20 protein-coding genes and 1 tRNA gene are annotated in these 20,984 nt (G+C 69.6%); 9 read left to right on the forward strand and 12 right to left on the reverse strand.

What is annotated here, in order from left to right; all coding sequences use genetic code 11:
• The first annotated feature begins 11 nt into the window (after positions 1-11).
• Positions 12-464, forward strand: a complete 453-nt coding sequence (locus VGT80_RS02055; RefSeq protein ID WP_327452435.1) for a cupin domain-containing protein — start codon at positions 12-14, stop codon at positions 462-464.
• On the opposite strand, the gene VGT80_RS02060 is transcribed toward VGT80_RS02055, so the two are convergent.
• The 5 genes from VGT80_RS02060 to VGT80_RS02080 all read right to left on the reverse strand — a co-directional run bounded on the left by VGT80_RS02060 (position 461) and on the right by VGT80_RS02080 (position 3,252).
• Complete coding sequence (locus VGT80_RS02060; RefSeq protein WP_327452437.1) at positions 461-1,102, reverse strand: sulfotransferase family protein; 642 nt, start codon at positions 1,100-1,102, stop codon at positions 461-463. The two genes, VGT80_RS02055 and VGT80_RS02060, sit on opposite strands and share 4 nt — an antisense overlap.
• Before the next feature lie 69 nt (positions 1,103-1,171).
• Positions 1,172-1,450, reverse strand: a complete 279-nt coding sequence (locus tag VGT80_RS02065) for a hypothetical protein (RefSeq protein WP_327452439.1) — start codon at positions 1,448-1,450, stop codon at positions 1,172-1,174.
• Between the two features lie 157 nt (positions 1,451-1,607).
• On the reverse strand, positions 1,608-2,171 hold the full coding sequence (locus tag VGT80_RS02070) for a demethoxyubiquinone hydroxylase family protein (protein WP_327452441.1): 564 nt from the start codon (positions 2,169-2,171) through the stop codon (positions 1,608-1,610).
• Positions 2,168-2,680: a disulfide bond formation protein B gene (locus VGT80_RS02075; RefSeq protein ID WP_327452443.1), complete on the reverse strand. Its 513-nt coding sequence runs from the start codon at positions 2,678-2,680 to the stop codon at positions 2,168-2,170. Before VGT80_RS02075 ends, VGT80_RS02070 begins: the two co-directional genes overlap by 4 nt.
• 5 nt (positions 2,681-2,685) lie before the next feature.
• The gene (locus VGT80_RS02080) at positions 2,686-3,252 is read right to left on the reverse strand and encodes a DedA family protein (RefSeq protein WP_327452445.1); all 567 of its coding nucleotides are present in this window, start codon (positions 3,250-3,252) and stop codon (positions 2,686-2,688) included.
• A 115-nt stretch (positions 3,253-3,367) separates the two neighbouring features.
• On the opposite strand from VGT80_RS02080, the gene hppD reads away from it, so the two are divergent.
• From hppD to VGT80_RS02110, 6 genes are all read left to right on the forward strand, one after another.
• Positions 3,368-4,477: a 4-hydroxyphenylpyruvate dioxygenase gene (gene hppD, locus VGT80_RS02085; protein ID WP_327452447.1), complete on the forward strand. Its 1,110-nt coding sequence runs from the start codon at positions 3,368-3,370 to the stop codon at positions 4,475-4,477.
• A 7-nt stretch (positions 4,478-4,484) separates the two neighbouring features.
• Positions 4,485-5,465, forward strand: a complete 981-nt coding sequence (locus VGT80_RS02090) for an isoaspartyl peptidase/L-asparaginase (protein WP_327452449.1) — start codon at positions 4,485-4,487, stop codon at positions 5,463-5,465.
• Positions 5,465-6,610 (forward strand): homogentisate 1,2-dioxygenase, encoded by a 1,146-nt coding sequence (locus VGT80_RS02095; protein ID WP_327452451.1) that lies wholly within the window; start codon positions 5,465-5,467, stop codon positions 6,608-6,610. The genes VGT80_RS02090 and VGT80_RS02095 overlap by 1 nt, the downstream gene beginning before the upstream one ends.
• Before the next feature lie 91 nt (positions 6,611-6,701).
• Positions 6,702-6,971: a hypothetical protein gene (locus tag VGT80_RS02100; RefSeq protein WP_327452453.1), complete on the forward strand. Its 270-nt coding sequence runs from the start codon at positions 6,702-6,704 to the stop codon at positions 6,969-6,971.
• A gap of 3 nt (positions 6,972-6,974) precedes the next feature.
• On the forward strand, positions 6,975-7,979 hold the full coding sequence (locus tag VGT80_RS02105) for a fumarylacetoacetate hydrolase family protein (RefSeq protein ID WP_327452455.1): 1,005 nt from the start codon (positions 6,975-6,977) through the stop codon (positions 7,977-7,979).
• Entirely contained in the window at positions 7,976-8,488 is a 513-nt protein-coding gene (locus tag VGT80_RS02110; protein ID WP_327452457.1) for a MarR family winged helix-turn-helix transcriptional regulator, read from the forward strand. Before VGT80_RS02105 ends, VGT80_RS02110 begins: the two co-directional genes overlap by 4 nt.
• Positions 8,489-8,491: 3 nt before the next feature.
• Here VGT80_RS02110 and VGT80_RS02115 read toward each other — a convergent pair whose 3' ends face one another.
• The 3 genes from VGT80_RS02115 to VGT80_RS02125 all read right to left on the reverse strand — a co-directional run bounded on the left by VGT80_RS02115 (position 8,492) and on the right by VGT80_RS02125 (position 11,170).
• Positions 8,492-8,815: a hypothetical protein gene (locus tag VGT80_RS02115; RefSeq protein WP_327452459.1), complete on the reverse strand. Its 324-nt coding sequence runs from the start codon at positions 8,813-8,815 to the stop codon at positions 8,492-8,494.
• A gap of 109 nt (positions 8,816-8,924) precedes the next feature.
• Positions 8,925-10,856 (reverse strand): ferrous iron transporter B, encoded by a 1,932-nt coding sequence (gene feoB / locus VGT80_RS02120; RefSeq protein ID WP_327452460.1) that lies wholly within the window; start codon positions 10,854-10,856, stop codon positions 8,925-8,927.
• On the reverse strand, positions 10,853-11,170 hold the full coding sequence (locus VGT80_RS02125; protein WP_327452572.1) for a FeoA family protein: 318 nt from the start codon (positions 11,168-11,170) through the stop codon (positions 10,853-10,855). The genes feoB and VGT80_RS02125 overlap by 4 nt, the downstream gene beginning before the upstream one ends.
• A gap of 293 nt (positions 11,171-11,463) precedes the next feature.
• On the opposite strand from VGT80_RS02125, the gene VGT80_RS02130 reads away from it, so the two are divergent.
• Positions 11,464-11,548, forward strand: a tRNA-Leu gene (locus VGT80_RS02130).
• A gap of 45 nt (positions 11,549-11,593) precedes the next feature.
• Here the strand turns inward: VGT80_RS02130 and VGT80_RS02135 are convergent.
• The 4 genes from VGT80_RS02135 to VGT80_RS02150 all read right to left on the reverse strand — a co-directional run bounded on the left by VGT80_RS02135 (position 11,594) and on the right by VGT80_RS02150 (position 19,599).
• Entirely contained in the window at positions 11,594-12,715 is a 1,122-nt protein-coding gene (locus tag VGT80_RS02135) for an acyltransferase family protein (RefSeq protein WP_327452462.1), read from the reverse strand.
• A gap of 9 nt (positions 12,716-12,724) precedes the next feature.
• Positions 12,725-15,043 carry an alpha-N-acetylglucosaminidase TIM-barrel domain-containing protein gene (locus VGT80_RS02140; protein ID WP_327452464.1) on the reverse strand — a complete coding sequence of 773 codons (2,319 nt, stop codon included), beginning with the start codon at positions 15,041-15,043 and terminating at the stop codon, positions 12,725-12,727.
• Between the two features lie 82 nt (positions 15,044-15,125).
• The gene (locus VGT80_RS02145) at positions 15,126-16,502 is read right to left on the reverse strand and encodes a HAMP domain-containing sensor histidine kinase (RefSeq protein ID WP_327452466.1); all 1,377 of its coding nucleotides are present in this window, start codon (positions 16,500-16,502) and stop codon (positions 15,126-15,128) included.
• Between the two features lie 196 nt (positions 16,503-16,698).
• The gene (locus tag VGT80_RS02150) at positions 16,699-19,599 is read right to left on the reverse strand and encodes a TonB-dependent receptor plug domain-containing protein (protein WP_327452468.1); all 2,901 of its coding nucleotides are present in this window, start codon (positions 19,597-19,599) and stop codon (positions 16,699-16,701) included.
• A gap of 346 nt (positions 19,600-19,945) precedes the next feature.
• Between VGT80_RS02150 and VGT80_RS02155 the strand changes: the two genes are divergently transcribed.
• Positions 19,946-20,947 (forward strand): hypothetical protein, encoded by a 1,002-nt coding sequence (locus VGT80_RS02155; RefSeq protein WP_327452470.1) that lies wholly within the window; start codon positions 19,946-19,948, stop codon positions 20,945-20,947.
• Positions 20,948-20,984 lie beyond the last annotated feature (37 nt).

The raw sequence follows: 20,984 nt of genomic DNA on the forward strand, positions 1-20,984 counted from the left end.
GGGAGCCCGCCATGACCGACATCGCCATTTCCGCCATAGACACCGCGCGGCTGGAGCCGGCGCCGATCCGGCCGGAGTGGATCGTGTCGGGGGATCCGCAGGCCCGCTGCGCCGAGTTGTCCCGCTCCGGCGACGGACTTGCGCTCTCCGCGGTCTGGGACTGCACCGCCGGCGAGTTCGACTGGACGTTCGGCGGCGACGAGACCGTGCACATCCTGCAAGGCGAGGTGGTGGTCCAGACGGCGGAGGGACCGCGCACCCTGCGGCCCGGCGACGTGGCGCTGTTCGCCGCCGGCTCGACCTGCCGCTGGCGGGTGCCGGTCTATGTGAAGAAGCTCGCCTTTTGCCGGGAGCCGACGCCGCGCGCGGCCGTGCTGGCGACCCAGGCGCTGCGCCGGCTGAAGCGCCTCGTCCGGCCAGGGGCGGCGCCCGTGGCTCGACCGCTGGCGCCGGCCGCCGCCTAGGCTGGCTCTCCGGCCGGCTGGCCGCGGTCGGCGATCTCCTTGGCGAGCCGACCCTGGAATTCCTCGGTGGAGTTGACCTTGGGCATCGGTCCGTCGGGCACGGGCGCGCCTAGGAATTCGCACAAGGGGGCCCAGCCGTCGGCCACCTCATAGACCAGCAGCCGCTCCGGCGGGATGACCTCGCGGACGCGGGCGTTGTGGGCCTTGAACACCGAGATCAGCTTGTCCTTGTCGTGCATCCGACGGTCGAACAGGTCGCCGACCACCTTCAGCACCATCTGCATCCAAGGGTCGGTGGAGTCGTCCGGCATGTCGCGGGCGAAGATGGTCGCCTGGGTGGACCTGAACCAGGCCTCGGGATCGCGCTCGGTGAGGATCACCTTGGCCTCGGGGTAGGCCTCGGCGAGCTCCTTGTAGTAGGTGGCGTTCGGCCAATCGACGGTCGAGCTATAGCCGGCGAAGATCTTCTCCCAGTCGGGATGGCCGTCGGCGACCTCGATCCACCAGAGCGGCGCCTGCGGGTTCTTGAACACCTCAACCATGTGATAGCAGGGACCAAATCCCAGCTGCTCAAGGGCGAGCTTGAGGGACATGGTCCCGGTGCGGCCGTAACCGGCCCCGATCACCTTCAGCGTCACGGCGTTTCCTCCCCGACATCCCTATTCTACGCCGGAGCCTGCGCCCGCGGATGCGGCGGCTCAAGTCTTTCAGCGGAAGATGTGGATGCCGCCCGTCGGGCCGCCGGGCGCCTCGGAAAGGCCGCGGATCTCCAGCGGCACGCGCCGCGCGCCGCACTGGCAGCGCAGGCGCGCCTCGAGCTGGGCGAGCGGCTGGCGCCTCATGCCCTGGCCGACCCACGGCGCCGGGTCGATCACCGCCTCACGGCCGCAGCCGCACACGGCCCAGAGGCTCGATCGGGCGACGAGCGCCTGGCCGAGCTTCAGGTCTTCGAAGGCGAATGCGGTGGTCCGGGCGGCATCGGTCATGTGAGACTCCATGTCCGGAACAAAAACAGAACTTTCGGACATGCGCGACTCCCCGGCGGCTGTACTTTCAGCCGGTCCGCAACCCTGTGGCGACGGATCGGCCATGGCTGAGCCTGCCGCGATTCACCGCGCGGGGAGATGGGCGATCGCGGGCGATCTACAGCTTTTCGCTGATCTTGATGGCGGCGCGGCAGCCGGTGCGGATCACCGCGGACAGCAGGGCGTAGCCGGGCGCGTCGCGGGCGCCTTCCTCGATGGCGAGGTCGCGGTGGGCCAGTTCCTCGGCGCGGAAGCGAGTGAGCTCGGCGACGAGTTCGGGCTCGCGGCCCTCCAGCTCGGCGATCTGGCCGCCGTAGTGCTCCTCGATGACCGTCTCGACGGCCTCGGTACAGGCGTGCGCCGCCTTGGCGCCCATCAAAGCCGTGCCCGCGCCCAGCGCGAAGCCCGCCAGCCGCCAGACCGGGGCGAGCGCGGTCGGCCGGACCTGGCGTTCGGTGAGCAGGCGGTCGAAGCGGGCCAGGTGTTCGGCCTCGTGGGCTTCCATCTCGGCGAGCTGGCCGGCGAGGCGCGCCTGGCCCGGCGCCTCGCCCAGCACCGCCCGCTGGCCGCGGTAGATGTGCACGGCCCCGAGCTCGCCGGCGTGGTCGACGCGCAGGATCTCGGCCAGCCGGGCGGCCATCGCCCCGCGCCCGGGACGCGGCGGGATGGGTTTCTCGGTCATCCGCGCGACCCCTCGCGCAGGGCGGCCATGGCGCTCAGGACGGCCAGGCTCAGGGAGGCGACCGCGTTCCAGCCGGCCATCGAGAGGCCGGCGAACACCCAGGCGGCCTGGTCGCAGGCCGGCGGGCGGATCTTCGCGCCGTTCAGCAGGTCCTGCATGGCGGTGGCGCTGACGCCGCCGGCGCCGCCGGCGCTGGAGCAGGTGGAGGGGCCCGGCCAGAACTTCCACTCCGCCCCGGCGTGGTAGACCGCGATGCCGCAGCCCGCCAGGAAGGCCAGCCCCAGCACCCAGCAGGAGAGCTGGCGCAGCCGCGGGGCGCCTGTCAGGCGGACCAGGATCATGAAGCCCAGCGCCAGGGCGCCGGCCACCCAATAGACTTCGCGCTGGCGCAGGCACAGCGTGCAGGGCTGGTAGCCGCCGAAGGTCTGGAAGCCATGGGCGATCGCCAGCATCAGGGCCGAGACGATCAGGGCGGCGAGGCGCCAGCGGTCGAGGACGGGAGCGAGCATCGTCTCTAGCTATAGACCTTAAGCGCCACGATCAGCAGCAGGACCACGACGCCCACCGCGGTGGCGACAAGACCCATCCGGCGCTCGATAAATTCCTGGATCGGTGCGCCGTAGCGCTTGATCAGCGCGGCTTCCAATCCGTAGCGGAGGCCGCGGACGATCAGCGAGACGCCCAGGAACAGCGGAAAGCTCACCCCCAGCAGGCCACAGGTGATCGCCGTGATCTTGTAGGGGATCGGGGTCGCGATGACCGCGGCGAGCCAGGGTCCGGCGGCGCTCTTCAGCTGGTCCATCGCGTCCGCGTGGCCGGTCAGCGACAGCAGCCAGTGGCCGACGGGTTGCAGGAAATGGCCGACCGCATAGCCGGTCGATCCGCCGAGGATCGAGCAGACCGCCGTGAGCGCCGCGTAGCGCATCGCCTTGTCGCGGTTGGCGAGGGCTACGGGCATCAGCAGGATGTCGACCGGAATCGGGAAGAAGACGCCTTCGGCGAACGCCACCGCGCCCAAGGCCAGGGCGGCGTGGCGTGAGCCCGCCAGGCTCATGACCCAATCGTAGGTTTTGCGCAGCATCGACGATCCGGCAGGGAGGCTTGGGCGTTCAGCTAGCAGGGCAGGGGGGCCTTGTCTCGCGGCTATCGCGAACTAGTTTCAGATGATACTAACTCCGTCGAACGGGAGATCATTCATGAACATCGAGGCGAAGCCCACAGACGGCGATCGGGGCCGCGATCTGTTCGAGAACCCCCTCGGCACCGACGGGTTCGAGTTCGTCGAATTCACCTCGCCGGAGCCGCAGCGCCTGAAGGGCCTGTTCGAGCTGATGGGCTTCACCGCCACGGCCAAGCACCGCTCCAAGAACGTGCTGCGGTTCCAGCAGGGCGACATCAACTTCATCCTCAACATGGAGCCGGTCGGCCAGCCGGCCGAGTTCCGCCAGGTCCACGGCCCCTCGGCCAACGCCATGGCCTTCCGCGTGAAGGACGCCGGCAAGGCGTTCAAGCTGGCGGTGGAGCGCGGCGCGACCGCGGTCAGCGGGCCGGTCGGACCGATGGAGCTGAACATCCCGGCCATCGAGGGGATCGGCGGCTCGCACCTCTATTTGGTCGACCGCTACGGCGCACAGGAGATCTACGACGTCGACTTCGTGGAGATCCCCGGGGCCAAGGCCGCCATGGCCGCCAACTCCCGGGGCCTGACCTACCTCGACCACCTGACCCACAATGTGCATCGCGGGCGGATGGCGCATTGGGCCGACTTCTACGAGAAGATTTTCAACTTCCGGGAGATTCGCTACTTCGACATCGAGGGCGCCCAGACCGGCCTGTTCTCGAAGGCCATGACCAGCCCGTGCGGCAAGATCCGCATCCCGCTGAACGAGAGCCAGGACGACCACTCGCAGATCGAGGAGTTCCTGCGCGAGTACCACGGCGAGGGCATCCAGCACGTGGCGCTGGGCACCGACGACATCTTCGCCTCGGTGGAGTCGATGCGCGAGCTGGGCGTGAAATTCCAGGACACGCCGGAGACCTATTACGAGCAGCTGGATGGCCGGGTGCCGGGTCACGGCGAGAACCTGCAGCGGCTGCGCGCCGACAAGATCCTGCTGGACGGCGCGCCCACCGAAGGCCAAGGCCTGCTGTTGCAGATCTTCACGGAAAACATGATCGGCCCGATCTTCTTCGAGCTGATCCAGCGCAAGGGCAACGAGGGTTTCGGCGAGGGCAACTTCAAGGCCCTGTTCGAGTCCATCGAGGCCGACCAGGTCCGCCGGGGCGTGCTGCCGGCGAAGGAGTAGCCGTCCGATGGCGAAGTGGGCGTTGGTGGCGCACGGCGGGGCGGGCGTCATCGCGCGCGGCCTGTTGAGCCCGGCGCAGGACGAGGCCTATCGCGAGGCCATGGGGCGGGTCGCGCAGGCCGGCGCGGCGGTGCTGAAGGCCGGCGGCGCGGCGCTCGACGCCGTCGAGGCCGCGATCCAGATCCTCGAGGACGATCCGCTGTTCAACGCCGGCCGCGGCGCGGTCTTCACGGCCGAAGGCGACATCGAGCTCGACGCCTCGATCATGGACGGGACGAGCCTGGCGGCCGGCGCCGTGGCGGGCCTGCGGCGCACGCGCCATCCGATCTCGGCGGCGCGCGCGGTGATGGCGCATTCGCCCCACGTGTTCCTAGGGGGAGAGGGCGCCGACGCCTTCGCCCGCAGCCGCGGGCTGGAGCAGGTCGATCCGTCGTTCTTCTTCACCGAGCGGCGATGGAAATCCCTGGTCCGCGAGCTGGAGCGTCAGGGGCTGGCCATCCCGCCCCGCCCCAGCGCACCGCCCGCCGGCCTCGATGAGCGCGCGGCCCTGGCGCATGACGAGGGCAAGCGCGGGACGGTGGGCGTCGTGGCGCTCGACACCGAAGGCGCCGTGGCCGCCGGCACCTCCACCGGCGGGGTCACCGCCAAGCGCTGGGGCCGGGTGGGCGATTCACCGATCATCGGGGCCGGGACCTACGCCACCCATGCCGCGGGCGCCGTCTCCTGCACCGGGGCGGGCGAATATTTCATCCGGCTGTCGGTGGCGCGCACCATCTGCGCCCTCGTGGAGCTGAAAGGCCTCACGCTACAGGACGCCGCCGACCAGGTGGTGCAGCGCGATCTCACCGGCCTGGGCGGCGAGGGCGGGGTGATCGCCGTCGCGCCCGATGGCCAGATGGCCTGGAGCTTCAACACCTCGGGCATGTACCGTGCGCGCGTGGCCGACGGCCAACCGCTGCAGGTGGGCATCTACAAGGACGATCCGTGATGGCGAACCGCAACTGGATCCCGGTGCGTGGCGCGCAAGGGCGGCATTCGCGCCAGGCCCATGCCGACATGCCGCAAGGCACCTATGAGCGGGAGATCTCGAAGGAGGGATTCTTCGGCCCCGCCGCCTTCATCCACCACCAGCGGCCGCCCACCGGCTGGAGCAAGTTCGAGGGGCCGCTGCGCCCGCGGGCCTTCGACCTGGCCCGGCTGAACGCCGCCGAACCCAGCCCCTGGGCCGCCGGCAAGGTGCTCTACAACAACGCCCTCGAGGTGCGGTTCTGGAAGCTGGCTGAGGCCATGCCGGCGCTGGCCCGCAACGCCGACGGCGACCAGTTGCTGTTCGTCCACCAGGGCAAGGGCGACCTGTTCAGCGACTATGGACACCTCGCCTACCGGGCCGGGGACTACCTCTACCTGCCGCGCGGGACCATGTGGCGGCTGACGCCGGCGAAGGATGCGTCCGGACCCACCGCCATCCTGATGATCCAGGCGACCAACACCCACTTCGGCCTGCCGGACAAGGGGCTGCTGGGCGGCCACGCCCTGTTCGATCCGGCCATGCTGCAGACGCCGGAGATGGACGAGGCCTTCCGCGCGCACCAGGCGGAGACGGGCGAGTTCACCGTCGAGATCAAGAAGCGCGGCGAGGTCTCCCGCGTGACCTACCCTTACAATCCCCTGGACGCGGTCGGCTGGCACGGCGACCTGGCGCCGGTGCGCCTCAACGTCGAGGACCTTCGGCCGGTGTCGAGCCACCGCTATCACCTGCCGCCGAGCGTCCACACGACCTTCCTGTCGGACCGCTTCGTGGTCTGCACCTTTGCGCCGCGGCCTTTCGAGACCGATCCGGGCGCTCTGAAGGTGCCGTTCTTCCACAACAACGACGACTACGACGAGGTGCTGTTTTACCACGCCGGCGACTTCTTCAGCCGCGACCACATCGAGGCCGGGATGATGACCTTTCACCCCTCCGGCTTCACCCACGGGCCGCACCCCAAGGCCCTGAAGAACATGCTCAGCCAGCCCAAGCCGGCGACCGACGAGTACGCCGTGATGATCGACGCGCGCGATCCGCTGGAGGTGGGCGAGGCCGCCGCCTCGGTGGAGAACCCGGCCTACGTCGACAGCTGGAAGGGCGCATGATCCTGCTTCGCCAAGGCTTCGGAGGACCTGTCCTTCGTAGCTCCCGTCTTCGCCAAGGCTTCGGCGGACGCGGCCGCGGGAGCGAAGAAGGATGAGCCTGGCCGACGATCTGGCGGATGCGGCGCGCGACGAGATCGATCGCGCCTGTACGCTGGCCTGGCGGGAGCTCGCCAAGCACACGCCGTGGGGTGACACCTTCGAGGGGTTCACGCCGCTCGGCCGCGCGGTCTGTTTCGAGCGCAGCTATCTGTGGGAAGGCCAGCCCGGCGAGGACATCCGCGTCGAGGTGCATGTCTACGAGTCGAAGGACTATGAGGCGGGGGTCCGGCTGACCCGCTCGATCAAGCGGGAGACGGTCTGAGGCATGAAGCTGGCATCGCTCAAGGGTGGCCGCGACGGGCGGCTGGTGGTGGTCTCGCGCGACCTCGCCTGGTTCACCGACGCCTGGCATATCGCGCCCACATTGCAAGCGGCGCTCGACCGCTGGGCGGCCTGCGAGGCGGACCTACGGGGCCTTGCGGAGAGCCTGGAGCACGGCGCCGTGCCGCGCGAACGTTTCCATGAACATGCGGCGGCGAGCCCCCTGCCGCGCGCCTTCCAGTGGGCCGACGGCTCGGCCTATGTGAACCACGTCCAGCTGGTCCGGCAGGCGCGGGGCGCGGAGATGCCCGACAGCTTCTGGACCGATCCGCTGATGTACCAGGGCGGCTCGGACGGCTTCCTGGGCCCCCGCGACCCGATCCCGCTGAAGGACGAGGCCTGGGGCTGCGACCTGGAGGGCGAGGTGGCGGTGATCACCGGGGACGTGCCGCTGGGCGCCGATCGCGACGCGGCGCTTTCGGCCGTGCGGCTGGTGATGCTGTGCAACGACGTGAGCCTTCGGAACCTGATCCCGGGTGAACTCGCCAAGAGCTTCGGCTTCTTCCAGTCCAAGCCCGCCTCGGCCTTTTCGCCGGTGGCGGTGACGCCCGAGGAACTCGCCGGCTGGCGCGACGGCAAGCTGCACGGGGCGCTGGAGGTGGAGGTCAACGGCAAGCCCTTGGGCGAGGCCGACGCCGGCGTCGACATGACCTTCGATTTCGGGACCCTGATCGCCCACGCCGCCAAGACGCGGGGCTTGAGCGCCGGGACCATCGTCGGCTCCGGAACGGTCTCGAACCGTGGACCGGACGGCGGGCCCGGCAAGCCGATGGGCGAGGGCGGTGTCGGCTATTCGTGCCTGGCCGAGGTCAGGACCATCGAGACGATCACCTCGGGCGCGCCCAAGACCCCGTTCCTCAAGGCCGGCGACACGGTGCGGATCGACATGCGCGACGCCAAGCGCCACTCGATTTTCGGGGCCATCGAACAGCAGGTCGTCGCCGTATGACCCTTCTTCGCCAAGGCTCCGAAGGGCTTGCCCTGCGAAGCCCGGCTGCCGGCGGAGCGGGGCTGAGGCTCGACGCCTATCTGCCCTATCGGCTGTCGGTGGCGTCGAACGCGGTCTCGGGGCTGATTTCGCGGGCCTACCAGGACCGCTTCGGTCTCAGCGTGCCGCAATGGCGGCTGATCTGCGTGCTGGCCGAGGACGGCGGAATGACCCAGGGCCAGCTGGTGGCCCGCACGGTCATGGACAAGGTCACCGTCAGCCGGGCCGCCCAGGGGCTGATCCGCCGGCATCTGGTGGCCCGCTCGGAGCACCATGCCGATGGCCGCAGTCACGTGCTCGCGCTCTCGCCCCAGGGGACGCGGCTCTACGCCGAGATCGCCCCCCTGGCGCTGGCCTACGAACAGGCGCTGATCGCCGGCCTCACCCCAGACGAGGTGGACGGCCTGAAGCGGCTGCTCGCGAAACTGCAGGCGAGCGCGACAGCCTTGGCCGAGACCGAGAACCTCTGAACGCTAGTGGATCATCGCCGGCTCAGGCCGGACGCTCCACCGATGCGACCCCTCGCCGAACGGCAGATGAAAGCCGTAGGTCGCCCGCCGGCGCTCGTCGCGCCAGTTCTCCTCGAAGGAGTGGATGAGGGCTTCCTGCAGATCCTCGGGGATCTGACGGACATCGTGGCCCAGAGAACGGGCCACTTGCTCAATCACCAACGCCCGGTGCGCTTCGCCGCCGAACGCCAGGAGAACCTCACGCACGCGCTTGGCGAGGGTTTGCTTGCCCCTCGCCGGCATTTTGCCGGTCGCGACGTCGGAGGTGTGTTCCAGGTTTTTTCCCATGACAGGGACCAGATTGCACAGTCGCGTTTAGCGGCCGGTTAAGGGTCAAGGCGAATAGTTGGTTAATGCAGCCGTCAGTTGTGAGGCCGATTCGGGGCCTTCGGCAGGCCTAGCCGAGCCCTGACGCGCGGGCGATCTGGTAAGTGGCGAAGGCCGCCACATAGGCCAGCGCGGTCATGTAGCCGAAGGCGATCAGCGGCCAGCGCCAGCTATTGGTCTCGCGCTTGATGACGCCCAGCGTCGAGACGCACTGCGGGGCGAAGACGTACCAGGCGAGGAAGGCCAGGCCCGTGGCGATCGACCAGTGGTGGGCGAGCGAGGTGGCGAGCGCGCCGGGCGAGGTTTCGCCGCCCACCGCATAGACGGTCCCCAGCACCGCCACCGCGACCTCGCGGGCCGCGAAGCCCGGGATCAGGGCGACGGTCATCTGCCAGTTGAAGCCGATGGGAGCGAGGCCGGGCTGCAGCCAATGACCGATGACGCCGGCCAGGCTGTAGTTGATCGCCGGGCCCGTCGCGCCGGCCGGCGGCCCGGGGAAGTTGGCCAGGAACCAGACCACGATCATCAGCGGCAGGATGATGCGGCCCGCGCGGCTGACGAAGATCTTGCCGCGCAGCCACAGGCTTCGGACCACGTTCTCGACATCGGGCATCTTGTAAGTGGGCAGCTCCATCAGGAACGGCTCCACGGCGCCGCGCCAGAACAGCCGCCGCGTGATGAAGGAGACGCCCAGCGCCGAGCCGATCCCGGCCGCATAGAGCCCGAACATCACCAGGCCCTGCAGGTTCATCACGCCGGCGACCGAGCGGTTGGGGATGAAGGCCGAGATGATCAGGGTGTAGACCGGAATCCTCGCCGAACAGGTCATCAGGGGCGCCACCAGGATTGTGGTCAGCCGGTCGCGTTTGTTGTCGATCACCCGCGTCGCCATGATCCCCGGGATCGCGCAGGCGAAGCTGGAGAGCAGCGGGATGAAGGCGCGGCCGTGTAGGCCGGCGCCGCCCATGATGCGGTCCATCAGGAAGGCGGCGCGCGCCATGTAGCCGAAGTCTTCCAGCAGGATGATGAAGAGGAACAGCACCAGGATCTGCGGTAGGAAGACCAGCACGCTGCCCACCCCGGAGATCAGGCCGTCGGTGAGGAAGCCGCGGAACAGCCCCGGCGGCAGGTGGCCGGCGATGAAGCCGCCCAGCGCCTGGAAGCCGTGATCGATGGCGTCCTTCGGCAGCTCCGCCCAGGTGAACACCGCCTGGAACATCAGGAACAGCACCGCCAGCAGGATGGCCAGCCCCGCCAGCGGGTGCAGCAGCACCGCATCGATCCTGCCGGTCAGGGTGTCCGGCCGCTCCGGCGGTTTGACATAGGCCTTGAGGATGCGCTGGGCCTCGCGGTGCGCCTGGCGGATTTCGCCGGCGTCCGGCTCGCGCCAGGTGCTGTCGGGGTTGAGCTTGCCCGAGCGCGCCAGAGCGTCGACCTGGGCCACCAGGTCCTCGATGCCGCGCTTGCGGGTGGCGACGGTGGTGACGATCGGGCAGTCGAGCTCGCGGGCCAGGCCCTCAAGATCGATGCGCAGGCCCTGGCGCTGGGCGATGTCGTACATGTTGAGCGCCAGCACCATCGGCCGGCCGACGGCCTTCAGCTCGAGGATCAGCCGCAGGACCAGGCGCAGGTTGGTGGCGTCGGCCACCGCGACCAGCACGTCGGGCGCCTGTTCGCCCGCCAGCTTGCCGAGCACCGCGTCGCGGGTGACCACCTCGTCGGGGCTTCGCGCGCGTAGGGAATAGGTGCCGGGCAGGTCGAGGATGGAGATGATGCGGCCGTCCGGCGTGGTGAGCTGGCCCTCTTTGCGCTCCACGGTGACGCCGGCGTAGTTGGCGACCTTCTGGCGCGCGCCGGTCAGGGCGTTGAACAGCGCCGTCTTGCCGGAATTGGGATTGCCGACCAGGGCCACGCGGGCCGGCCTCGCCCGGGCCTCTGGCCCGGTCGAATCCTTGCCTAGAGACCCGCCGCCGAAGGCGGTCGGGGGCGCAACGTCGCTCATGGGCGGTCCAGCAGGACCCAGATATCCTCGGCGTCCCGGCGGCGCAGCGCCACGCGCATGGAATCGAGGCGCACGGCGATCGGATCGCGGCGGATGGCGCCTTCGTGCAGGATTTCGATCTGGGCGCCCTCGACGAAGCCGAATTCCAGGAGGCGGCGCTGCAGTTCGTCAACGTCCACGCCATGGTCGCCGGGGTGGGTCTCGGCGCGCACGTCCAGGATCACGCCGCGGTCGCCGGGCCGGGCCTGGCTCAGGCGTACGAGCCGGCCATCGTCGACGGGGACGGCGGCGCTCGTCATCGGCTCGGCCAACATGTCATGCATCGGCGCTCGGGGGTCCTGCACTTGCGACTGATTATCATTTACTCATTCGCGGACCGGAGCACAAGAGCCAGAGCGCGCGAGGCCCGGTTTGGAGCCTGGAGCCGTCATACGCCCGCGACCCTGACCGCCGCGTTGCCCGATGCGCTGCGCTCAGGCTAGGTCGCCATGGCCAAGGTTCAAGAATTTTCTTCAATAAATTCAGCACCTGCTGTCCGCGACAAGATTTCGTGCGCGCGTCGTGTGTAGACGCGTTCTTTGACGCCGACTACACGAGCAAAATCAACGCGGGCGTGGCGGAATTGGCAGACGCGCCGGACTCAAAATCCGGTTCCGAAAGGAGTGTCGGTTCGACCCCGACCGCCCGCACCAGCTCCGGCATGGCCGCCGGACGAGACGCCGGCCGCGGCCTGGATTTCAGAGCCGCAGGACGATATCGCGGCGGTCGAGGACGTAGCCGAGCAACCAGCAGACCAGCATGTAGGCGCTGGCGCACAACAGCGAGCCGAGCGGGCCGGGCGCGAGGGTCTGGAACAGGTTCAGGCCCACCCAGTCATAGACGTCGACGCCGGGCTCCACCTCGACCTGGCGCAGGCTGACGACGAAGAGCTCGGAGAACAGGTACACCGCCAGGGGATTGCGGCCGAACACCTGGAAGAAACGCGTCGCCGGGTTCGGGGCGCGGCCTTCGAGGGCGGCGGCCAGGAAGGCCAGGACGACCAGGTCGATGCCGGTGGTCAGGAGCACGAAGCTCGAGGTCCAGAGCTTCTTGGCGATCGGGAACACCGGGCTCCAGGCGAGGCCGGCGAGCGTCAGGACGACGCCGGCCAGCGCCATCCGCACAACCGCGCGCCGGGGGTCGGGCGCCGACTGGAGGACCCGCGCCGCCAGATAGCCCGCGATCACATTGACCGTCGCCGGCAGGGTTCCGAGCAGGCCCTCCGGATCGAAGCCGCCATCGCGGCGATAGAGGTGGTCCTTGCCGAACACCCAGAGATCCAGCCGCGTGCCGGCGTTGCCGAGCTTGGACAGCGGGTCAGCCGGGTCGCCGAACGCCAGCAGGAGGCCCCAGTAACCGAGCAGCAGCAGCACCGAGAGGGCCACCAGTCTGCGCGGGCCGAGATAGCGCACCGCAAAGGCGGCCAGGCCGTAGCAGAGGGCGATCCTCTGCAGGACGCCCATCACTCGGGTGTCGGCGAACGGATTGAGCGCCCACCCGCCGCCATCGACCCGGTGGACGAAGGGGAACCAGTACATCAGGAAGCCGGCGAGGAAGATCAGGGCGGTCCGCCGCAGGACCTTGGCCGCGAACGCCGCGTCGCTGATGGGCCTCTGGAAGGCGAAGCTCATCGCGCAGCCGACGGCGAACAGGAAGGACGGAAAAACCCAGTCGGCGGCGGTGAAGCCGAACCACCTGGCGTGGACCAACAGGGGATAGGGATCGGCGCCGGGGCCTGCGGTGTTGACCACGATCATCAGGCAGACCGCCAGGCCGCGGAACACATCTAGGGCGAGGAAGCGGGGCGCGGGGGTTTCCATGGGCGCGTCCTAGGCCTGGTCCAACCGGGCGAGCAGCGCCCGCACCGAAGCGACGGGGTTCGCGGGGATCTCGCGGGCGTAGCTTGTGTCGCGCGCCACCCAGGACTGTTCCCAGGCGATGATCTGCGCCACCACCCCCGCCTCGTCGAAGGAGCCGGCGCCCGCCGCGCGCAGGGCGTCGAGGAACTGCCACCAGCGCGGCAGGTAGAAATCGCGATAGAGCCCCTGCCAGGCCTTGGAGGCGTAGTCGGCCAGGTTCCCCCGCCCGCCCCAGACCGTCACCTGGGCCTTGGCGTTGAGCACATAGGCGCGGGAATCCTCGGGGGTGTCGCCATAGGCGCGAGCCGCCTCGATCCAGGTGGCCAGCGTCTCGGAGCGCACGCCCAGGAGGGCGTCGAGCGCCAGGGCCAGGTCCTCGATCTTGCGCCGCCCGAGGTCGCCGGCCGCCGGGTCCCCGCGGCGATAGGCGGCGACCACCTGGATCAAGGCGAGGTCGATCGCCTCGCTCGCCAGGTGGCGGGTCGCGTCGACCAGATCGATGACGAACAGCGGCGCGCCGGCAAAATCGGGGGCGATCCGCGCCATGTCCCGAACCGCGGCGGCCAGTTCGGCGCGGTCGCCGGGATGGCCTTCGAAGCCGGTGATCGTCGCCGTCGGACGCTTGAAGAAGAGGTAGGCGCCGGCCCGGTCATGCCACCAGCGCGGCGTCCAGTAGCGGGTGGAATAGGCGCCGTCGACCAGTTGGCCCAGCGCCGCTTCCAGCGCCGGCGTCGTGAAGCCATAGCGGGACCGGGCGTAGGTCGAAAGCCAGGCCGCGCGCGAGGCGCCGCCGGCGTTCCAGGCCAGGTCGTAGGCGGCTTCGTAGACGATGGAATTGTTGTTCAGCCCCTCCGGGAACATGCCGAAGCCCGCCAGGGCCTTCGTGTCCGGGCTCGCCGTCAGGGCGGCGAGGTCACGGCGATAGTAGTCGAGGTCGCCATAGACGGGATTGCTGGCGCCGTAGTTGTGCACATAGCCGTAGATCCACCGCTTGCCGGCGAAAGCCTGGGCCCGGCGCCAGATGTCCGGATAGCGGTCGTTGCCGATGTCGAGGATCATCAGCTTGTCGTCCGGGATCCGGCTCAGGTAGGCGGCGATGGCCTCGGGCGTCCAAAACTTCTGGTCGGCGCCGAACAGCCAGCCCTGCATCACCCAGACCGCGTCCGGCCGGGTCTGGCGGAAGGCGTCGTGGATCGCCTGGCCGTAGGCGGCCAGCCGGCGCGCCTTCAAGGCGGGATCGACCTCTGCCTTGCCAGAGGGGGCCGTGCCCGCGGTCTTGCCGGTCGCGTCGTTGAACGCCCCGCCCGCATCGGCCCCATCCTCGGCGATCGGCGGCGTCATCTCGTTGAAGGAGTCGGCGAGGTAGTAGGTCCCTTCGCCATAGGCCTCGGTGTAGAGCGCGAGAAACCGCGACGCCAGGCGGGCGAACAGTGGATCGGTGGGATCGAGCCAATAGGTCTCGTGGAAGCCCGGACCGCCGCGCATCCTGTAGATGCGGGCCCGCGGATGCTTCGAGGCGAAGGCCCTGGGCACATAGCCTGCGAAGGCCGGCAGGATCGGGCTCATGCCGAGCTCGCGCATCCGGGCAAGAATCTTGCGCTGCAGGTCCCGCTTCTTGTCGATCCAGGCCGCCGGCAAGGGCGCCAGGTAGCCCTCGAGGTTGCCCATCCGCTGCCAGGGCGTGAACGCCGGTCCGGAGAAATAGCCGGCGAGCTCGAGCTCGGTGAGGCCCGCCTCGCGCCACAGCGTCCGCCAGACATGCTCCTGGCCCTCCATGGCCAGCGGCATGTCGATCCCATGGACCGCCATCCAGTCGATCTCGCGGGCCCAGCGCGCCCACCCCCACCAGGGCGTGGTGTAGCCAAAGGTGCAGGTGTTGAGGTAGGCGCGATGGCGAAACGGGCTCTCCACGCGGCCCGTGGCGACGTCGCCGAACCGCGCGGGCAGGGCCACGCGGTCGCCGTCCCAGCTGACGTGGGCGGCCCCGGCGTCGCGCAAGGCGGCGTAGGCCCCACGCACCAGGGCGACCGGCGCATCGCCACGCACGGAGAGCGCTCCGCCCCGGCTTTCGACCGAATACCAGGGCCCACGTCCGTCCTCGGCCGAAGGTGCCAGCGCGAGCGCGATACCTTGCGCGCCCGGTCCGAACAGGCGCGTCAGGACGGCTCGGGCGGCGGCCGTATCGGCGTGCCGGCCCGCCGCCAGCGCCGGCGAGCTCGAGGCGAAGAGCCAGGCGCCCAAGGACCGCGCGAGCGCCTGGCGGCGCGATAGAGACCCGTGAACGATCATCGTGGCGGGACGCCTTCGAGCCGTGCTGGACGCCGGCACACGAAGTGACGTGGCCCGCGCACCGGCGTCAATGTCGCGTTCCCTAGGCCGCGAGGCCGAGCGGGGCGGGGACGGGGATCTCGAAGACGATCCGCAGGCCGCGGCCGCCCGTGGCCGGCTCCGCGCGGATGCGGCCCCCATGCAGCTCGATGATGCTCTTGGAGATGGTCAGTCCGAGCCCGCTGCCGCGGTCGCCTGCGCCGGCCGGCGCGAAGCGGACGAAGCGCTCGAAGATGCGCGACCGCTGGTCGGGGTTGAGCCCCGGCCCCTCGTCCTCGACGCTGACGCGCCAGACGCTGGGCGTCGCCCGCGAGGTCAGCTCGACGAGCCCGCCCTGCGGCGAGACGTTGAGCGCGTTGGTGAGCACGTTGAGCAGCACCTGGCGCACCCACTTGTCCTCGAACGGCACCAGGATCTTGCCCTTGTGGCTCCAGGCGAACCTGCGTCCGCCGTGCTCGGCCAGCGCCTGGGCGTCCTGGGCGAAGGTTTCCAGGAAACGGGCCGGGTCGCGCGGCTGCAGGTCGAGGGGAATGGCCTTCGCCTCGGCCCGCGACAGGAACAACATCTCGTCGATGATCTGATTGAGCCTGGCCAGCTCCTCGATCTGCACCAGCAGCGCCTCGGCATGGGCGGGCGGCAGGTCGCCGTCGCCCAACATCTGCTCGGCATGCAGCCGGATCAGCGACAGCGGCGTCTTCAACTCGTGGGAGGCCTCCTGCGAGAAGCGGCGGATCTGGTCGAAGGCCGACTCCAGCCGATCGAACATCCGGTTCAGCAGCTTGGCCAGGTCGGTCAGTTCGTCCTCGATGTCGGCCACCGGAATGCGTTCGGAAAGATTGTCCGACCCGATGCGGCGCGCGGTCTCGCGGATCGCCCGGATCGGGCGCAGCAGGAGCCGGCTGAGGCCAAGCCCGATCCCCAGGCTGGCGACCAGCATGGCGGCCAGCAGATAGGCGCTGACCTTGAGGTATTCGCGCATGCCGTCGCGCACCGAAAGCGCCGAGGTGGCGATGGTCACGTCGAAGGGCGGCAGCAGGAACTCGTCGACCCGCAGTTCGCCCAGCCCCGGCATGGCCGCGGAATAGGCCCGCTGGCCCTTGATGTCGGGAATCTCGCGGCCGTGCAGGTTGCGCGAGCGGAACCGCACGTCGGTGCGGGGCTCGTCGATGGCGATGTAGAACAGCACAGCGCCCGACTCGCTGGTCTCGCGGATCCGGTCGTCCATCTGCTGGGAATTGAGCCGCTTGTAGTCGGGGCCCAGCCGCACCTCGAGCTGGCGGAACTCCGCTTCGTTGAGCTGGTCCAGGCCCTTGATCAGCCGGCTCTCCAGCAGCTGGTAGCCGGCCAGGAACAGGATCGCCATGGTGATGGTGGCGCTGAGCGCATACCAGAAGGTCAGCCGGGTCCCGATCGACCTCATGCCGTTGGTCCGCCGCCGCCGCCTGGGCCGGCCGAGCTCTGTCGACGGCTGGTCAGGATCGCCCCCGCGCCCACGATGAGAGCCTGGAGAAGACATCCGGCTTCAAACCTTCGCAAGCGCCTGAGTGACGGGTGGGGAAAAGGGCGCCGGCGCGCCAGGGGGGAGGGGGTTGGCGCGCCGGCGTGCGCTCGCGGTCCTAGAAGTGGGCCATGAGCTGCAGGTACCAGAGCCGGCCGATCGGCGAGTAGGTCGACATGTCGGCCCGGTTGTCGGGGAAGGCATTGGGGGCGGCCGGCGGCGTGCGGTTGAAGGCGTTGTTCACGCCGACCGCGATGCGCGCGTCCTGCACGTGCGGCAGCAGGCCGCCGTTCAGGCGGTAGGCCACCCGCGCGTCCCAGGTGTCGTAGGATTTCACCGGCAGGGCCGCGACGTGGGAATTGGCGAAGGTGAAGCCCCCCGCGCCCTCGTCCTGGACGCTGTCGATGAAGTTGTTGGCCACCACCGCATTCCAGCGGCCGTAGTCCCATTCGACGCTCGAATAGGCGCGCCAGCGGGGCTGGGTGCCCCCGGCCTGCGGGCTGTTGGACACCGCGCCGGCGAACTCGAAGAACGGCTGCGAGGGCAGGGCCTGGTACTGGTAGGACGCCAGGTAGGTCGCCAGCGTCGAGAAGGTGAACTCGCCCCAGCCCTCGGTGTGCACCGTGTAGTCGACGGTGATGTCCCAGGTCCGAAGCTTGATGCCGCCCAGGTTCCGAAACTGGTCGATGACGAACAGGTTGTTGTTGTTCACCCCCGGCGCCGCCTGCAGGAAGGCCAGCAGGTCGCCCGGATTGGCGAAGCCCACCGCACCCGGCAGGCCCGGGAAGTTGTTGCGCGCCACATTGGGCGAGAAGATCGAGGCGGCGCCCAGCCGGTTCACGTCCACCAGGATGTTGTTGAACCCGATGCCGCCGGCGATGTCCTGCTGCTCGATGGAGGTGTACTGCACCGTCGCCTTGAGCCCGGGGATCGCATTGGGCTGCGCCACGAAGCCGACCGAATAGATCTTGGCCGTCGCCGGCCGCAGGTTCGGGTTGTTGCCGTCCTCGGCGTTGAACGGGCTCGAGGGCTGTCCGGGGAAGGCGCCCTGGATGATCGCCCCGCCGGCCTGGCGGGTGTCGGTCGGTCCGTACTCGGCGAACAGCGAGGGTGCGGTGAACGATTTGGAATAGGTGCCGCGCACGGTGAACTGGGCGTCGAACGGCTGCCAGCGGAAGCCGATCTTCGGCACGGTCGAGTTGCCGGCGTCGCTGTAGTGCTCGGTGCGCACCGCGCCCACCAGGTCGAGGGCATGCACGCCGGGCAGGTTCCAGTCGTCGCTGGCGAGCGGCACCCGCACCTCGAGGAAGCCCGCCGCGATGGTGCGGCTCTTGGTGAACGGATCGAAGAACTGGCCGCCGATCCAGCGCTGGGCGGTCGGGCCGGTGTTGCGGCCGTTGAGGTCGGCGCTGGCGGACAGCGCCTCGCGCCGCCAGGCGCCGCCCACCGCGACGGCGAGCTCGCCGGCCGGCAGGGTGAAGAGGTTGGTGGTCACCTTGGCGTCGGCGCTGTCGAGGGTGCTTTTGCCGGTGACCAGCTCTGTCCCAAACAGCTGGGCGAGCGAGGCCGGGTTGCGGCCGGCCCGCGCGAAGGGATCGAGCGCCGGGACCAGGATCAGCGGCGCATTGGTGTCGAAGCCGCTGAACACCTTGGAAAAGGCGCCGCCGGCGACGGGATTGCCCGAGGCGTCGAAGCCGCCCGCGATGGCCAGCGGCACGTTGGGGCCGAAGATCACATTGACCTGCTGCTGGTCCAGCTTGTCCTGGCTGTGGGTGTAGGCGGTCTCCCAGCGCCAGGCCCGCGGGCCGTCGCCGATCACGCCGCGCAGGCCGCCGGTGACCCGGAACTTGTCGCTGGTGTTGAAGTACTGCTTGGGCAGGGTCGGCTCGCCGAACTGCACGCCGGAGACCGTCCCGGTGGTCGGATTGAACGGCGCGCCGGCCGGGACCGTCACGGAGGAGATCCGCGGCAGGAACTGGGTGAAGCCCTCGGCGCGGGCATATTCGAAGTCGCCGAACGCGACCACCGTGTCCTCGCCCACCAGCCGGGCCGTGGCGTTGCCGCCCAGCGCCCACAGCTTCTGTTCCATCAGCAGGGTCTGGAACTGCGACAGGTCGTAGGTCGAGCCGATGCCGGCCGCGGTGGAGGCGGTGTAGACGCTGGGGATCAGGGCCGCGATGTTGGGGGCGGTCGCGTTAAGGCCGACCCCGGTCGCCTGGCTCGGCGAATTCAGGCCGAGGTTCAGCAGGTTGGTCCCCACCGCGCCGGGCACCGCCGCGCCGGTCACGAAGAACGGGTGGGTGAAGGACCGGTCCTTCTGGAACAGCGGGTCGGTGTGGTTGTAGGAGCCGTTCAGCACCACGTCGACGCGGTCCCCGAAACTCTTGCCGGCGGTGAAATAGGCCGAGCTCTCCGAATAGCCGCCTGCCGCGCCGCCCACCCGACCGCCGACCTCGAGGCCGTCGAATTTCTGCTTCAGGATGAAGTTGACCACCCCGCCGATGGCGTCCGAGCCGTAGATCGCCGAGGCGCCGTCCGCCAGAACCTCGACCCGCTCGATGGCGCTGGGCGGCACCTGGTCGACGTCGACGAAGATCTTGCCGCCGACGCCGGCGATTGCGTCGACCGCCACCCGGCGTCCGTTGATCAGCACCAGGGTGTCCAGGTCGCGCAGCCGCAGCTGCGAGCCGCCGCCGGTGTTCTGGTTGGTGTTATTGGCGTTGCTGGCCCCGATGTTGCCGCGGCCCTGGAAGGCCGGGATGGTCTTGCGCACGATCTCCAGCGCATTGGTGTCGACGCCGGCTTCCTGGATCTTGTGGGCGTCGATCGTGGTCACCGGGGCGGCGATGCGGTCGGGCGTGGTCGGCAGGAAGGATCCGGTGACCACCACCTCGGACACCTCCGCGGCGGCCGGCGCCGCTGGAGGAGCAGCCTGGGCGAAGGCCGCCGTGGGAACGCCGACGCCGAGCGCCGTCGCCATCAGCCATGCCCGTGTGGCCCGTCCGTGCGTTGAGTTCATGACCCTGCCTCCCTGGTCGTTCTTATTGTTCGGAGGGCGAACCGGGCCGTTGCGGCCCGGCGTCAGCGATCCGGTCTTGCGTTTCCCCCGGGGCGGACTCAGCGGCCGCCCGCGTTTTCGAAGCACAGCGTTCTGCTGCGAAGCTTTCGCAAACCTTTCGGCTGCCTGAACCCGCGTTCAGGAATCTCCCGCCGCGCTTCGGCCGGGAAGCTCGGCCTTCCTGAAATCGCGTTCAGGGCGGCGCAAGGATCGGTTCAGGCGCTCCGCCTAGAGCCTCGCCAACGCCGCCGCTCCAGCGATGGAGTGCGCTCAAAGGCCCGGTGGCGAAGGATTTAGGGAGACGACCATGAAGCTGGCCTGCGCCCTCGCGGCCCTGACCCTCGCCGCCACCGCCGCCGGCGCGGCGCCGGCCCGCTACCGCATCCTCGAGCGCATCCCCGGGCCGGACGGCGGCTGGGACTTCGTCCGCCTCGACCCAGGCCACGACCGGCTGTGGATGACGCGGGGAACCTCCGTCATGGCCATCGACCTGGCGAGCGGCAAGGTGACGGCCGGCCTGTCGCCCGGCGTGCGGCTGCACGACGTCCTGCCGGTCAATGACGGCCAGGAGTTGCTGATCACCGCCGGCACGGCGAACGCCGCGGTGTTCGCTGATGCGACGACCGGGGCGACCATCGCCACGGCGCCCACGGGGAAGAATCCCGACGCCGCCGAATTCGACCCGGCGACCGGACTGGTGCTGGTGATGGACCACGACGGCGGCGAGGTGGTCCTGATCGACCCGCGCGAGCACAGGGCGGTGGGCCAGATCCAGATCGGCGGCGGGCTCGAGGTGGCGGCCGTGGACGGCAAGGGGCGCGCTTTCGTCAACGTCGAGGACAAGAACCAGACCGTCGTGCTCGACATCAAGGCCCGCAAGGTCGAGCGCCGCATCGCCCTGCCGGGCTGCGATGGCCCGACCGGCATCGCCTATGTGGCCAGGCGCAACTGGCTGATCGCCTCCTGCGACGGCTCGACCGACGTGGTGGACGCCGCGACCGGCGTTCTCATCAAGACCCTGAAGACCGGCAAGGCGGCCGACGGCGTGGCCTATGACCCGCGCCGCGAACTCGCCTTCGTGGCCGGCCGCGAGGGCACGCTGAGCGTCATCTCCCTGAAGGGCGGCAGGCCCGCGGTAGTCCAGGTGCTGAAGACCGAGGCCAACAACCGGACCCTGGCGGTCGATCCGAGGACGGGCCGCGTCTACCTGCCGGTGGCGCAGCTCGCGTCGCCCGGCCCGGGGCAGCGTCCGGCGCCCGTGGCGGGCACCTTCCACGTGCTGGTGGTCGGCGCCGCGAACGCGAAGTAAAGACGCCTATGAACCGGTTCGTCGCCAGCGGCCCTCG

Origin of the sequence: Phenylobacterium sp., from assembly GCF_035944335.1 — a bacterium.
GTDB lineage: Bacteria > Pseudomonadota > Alphaproteobacteria > Caulobacterales > Caulobacteraceae > Phenylobacterium.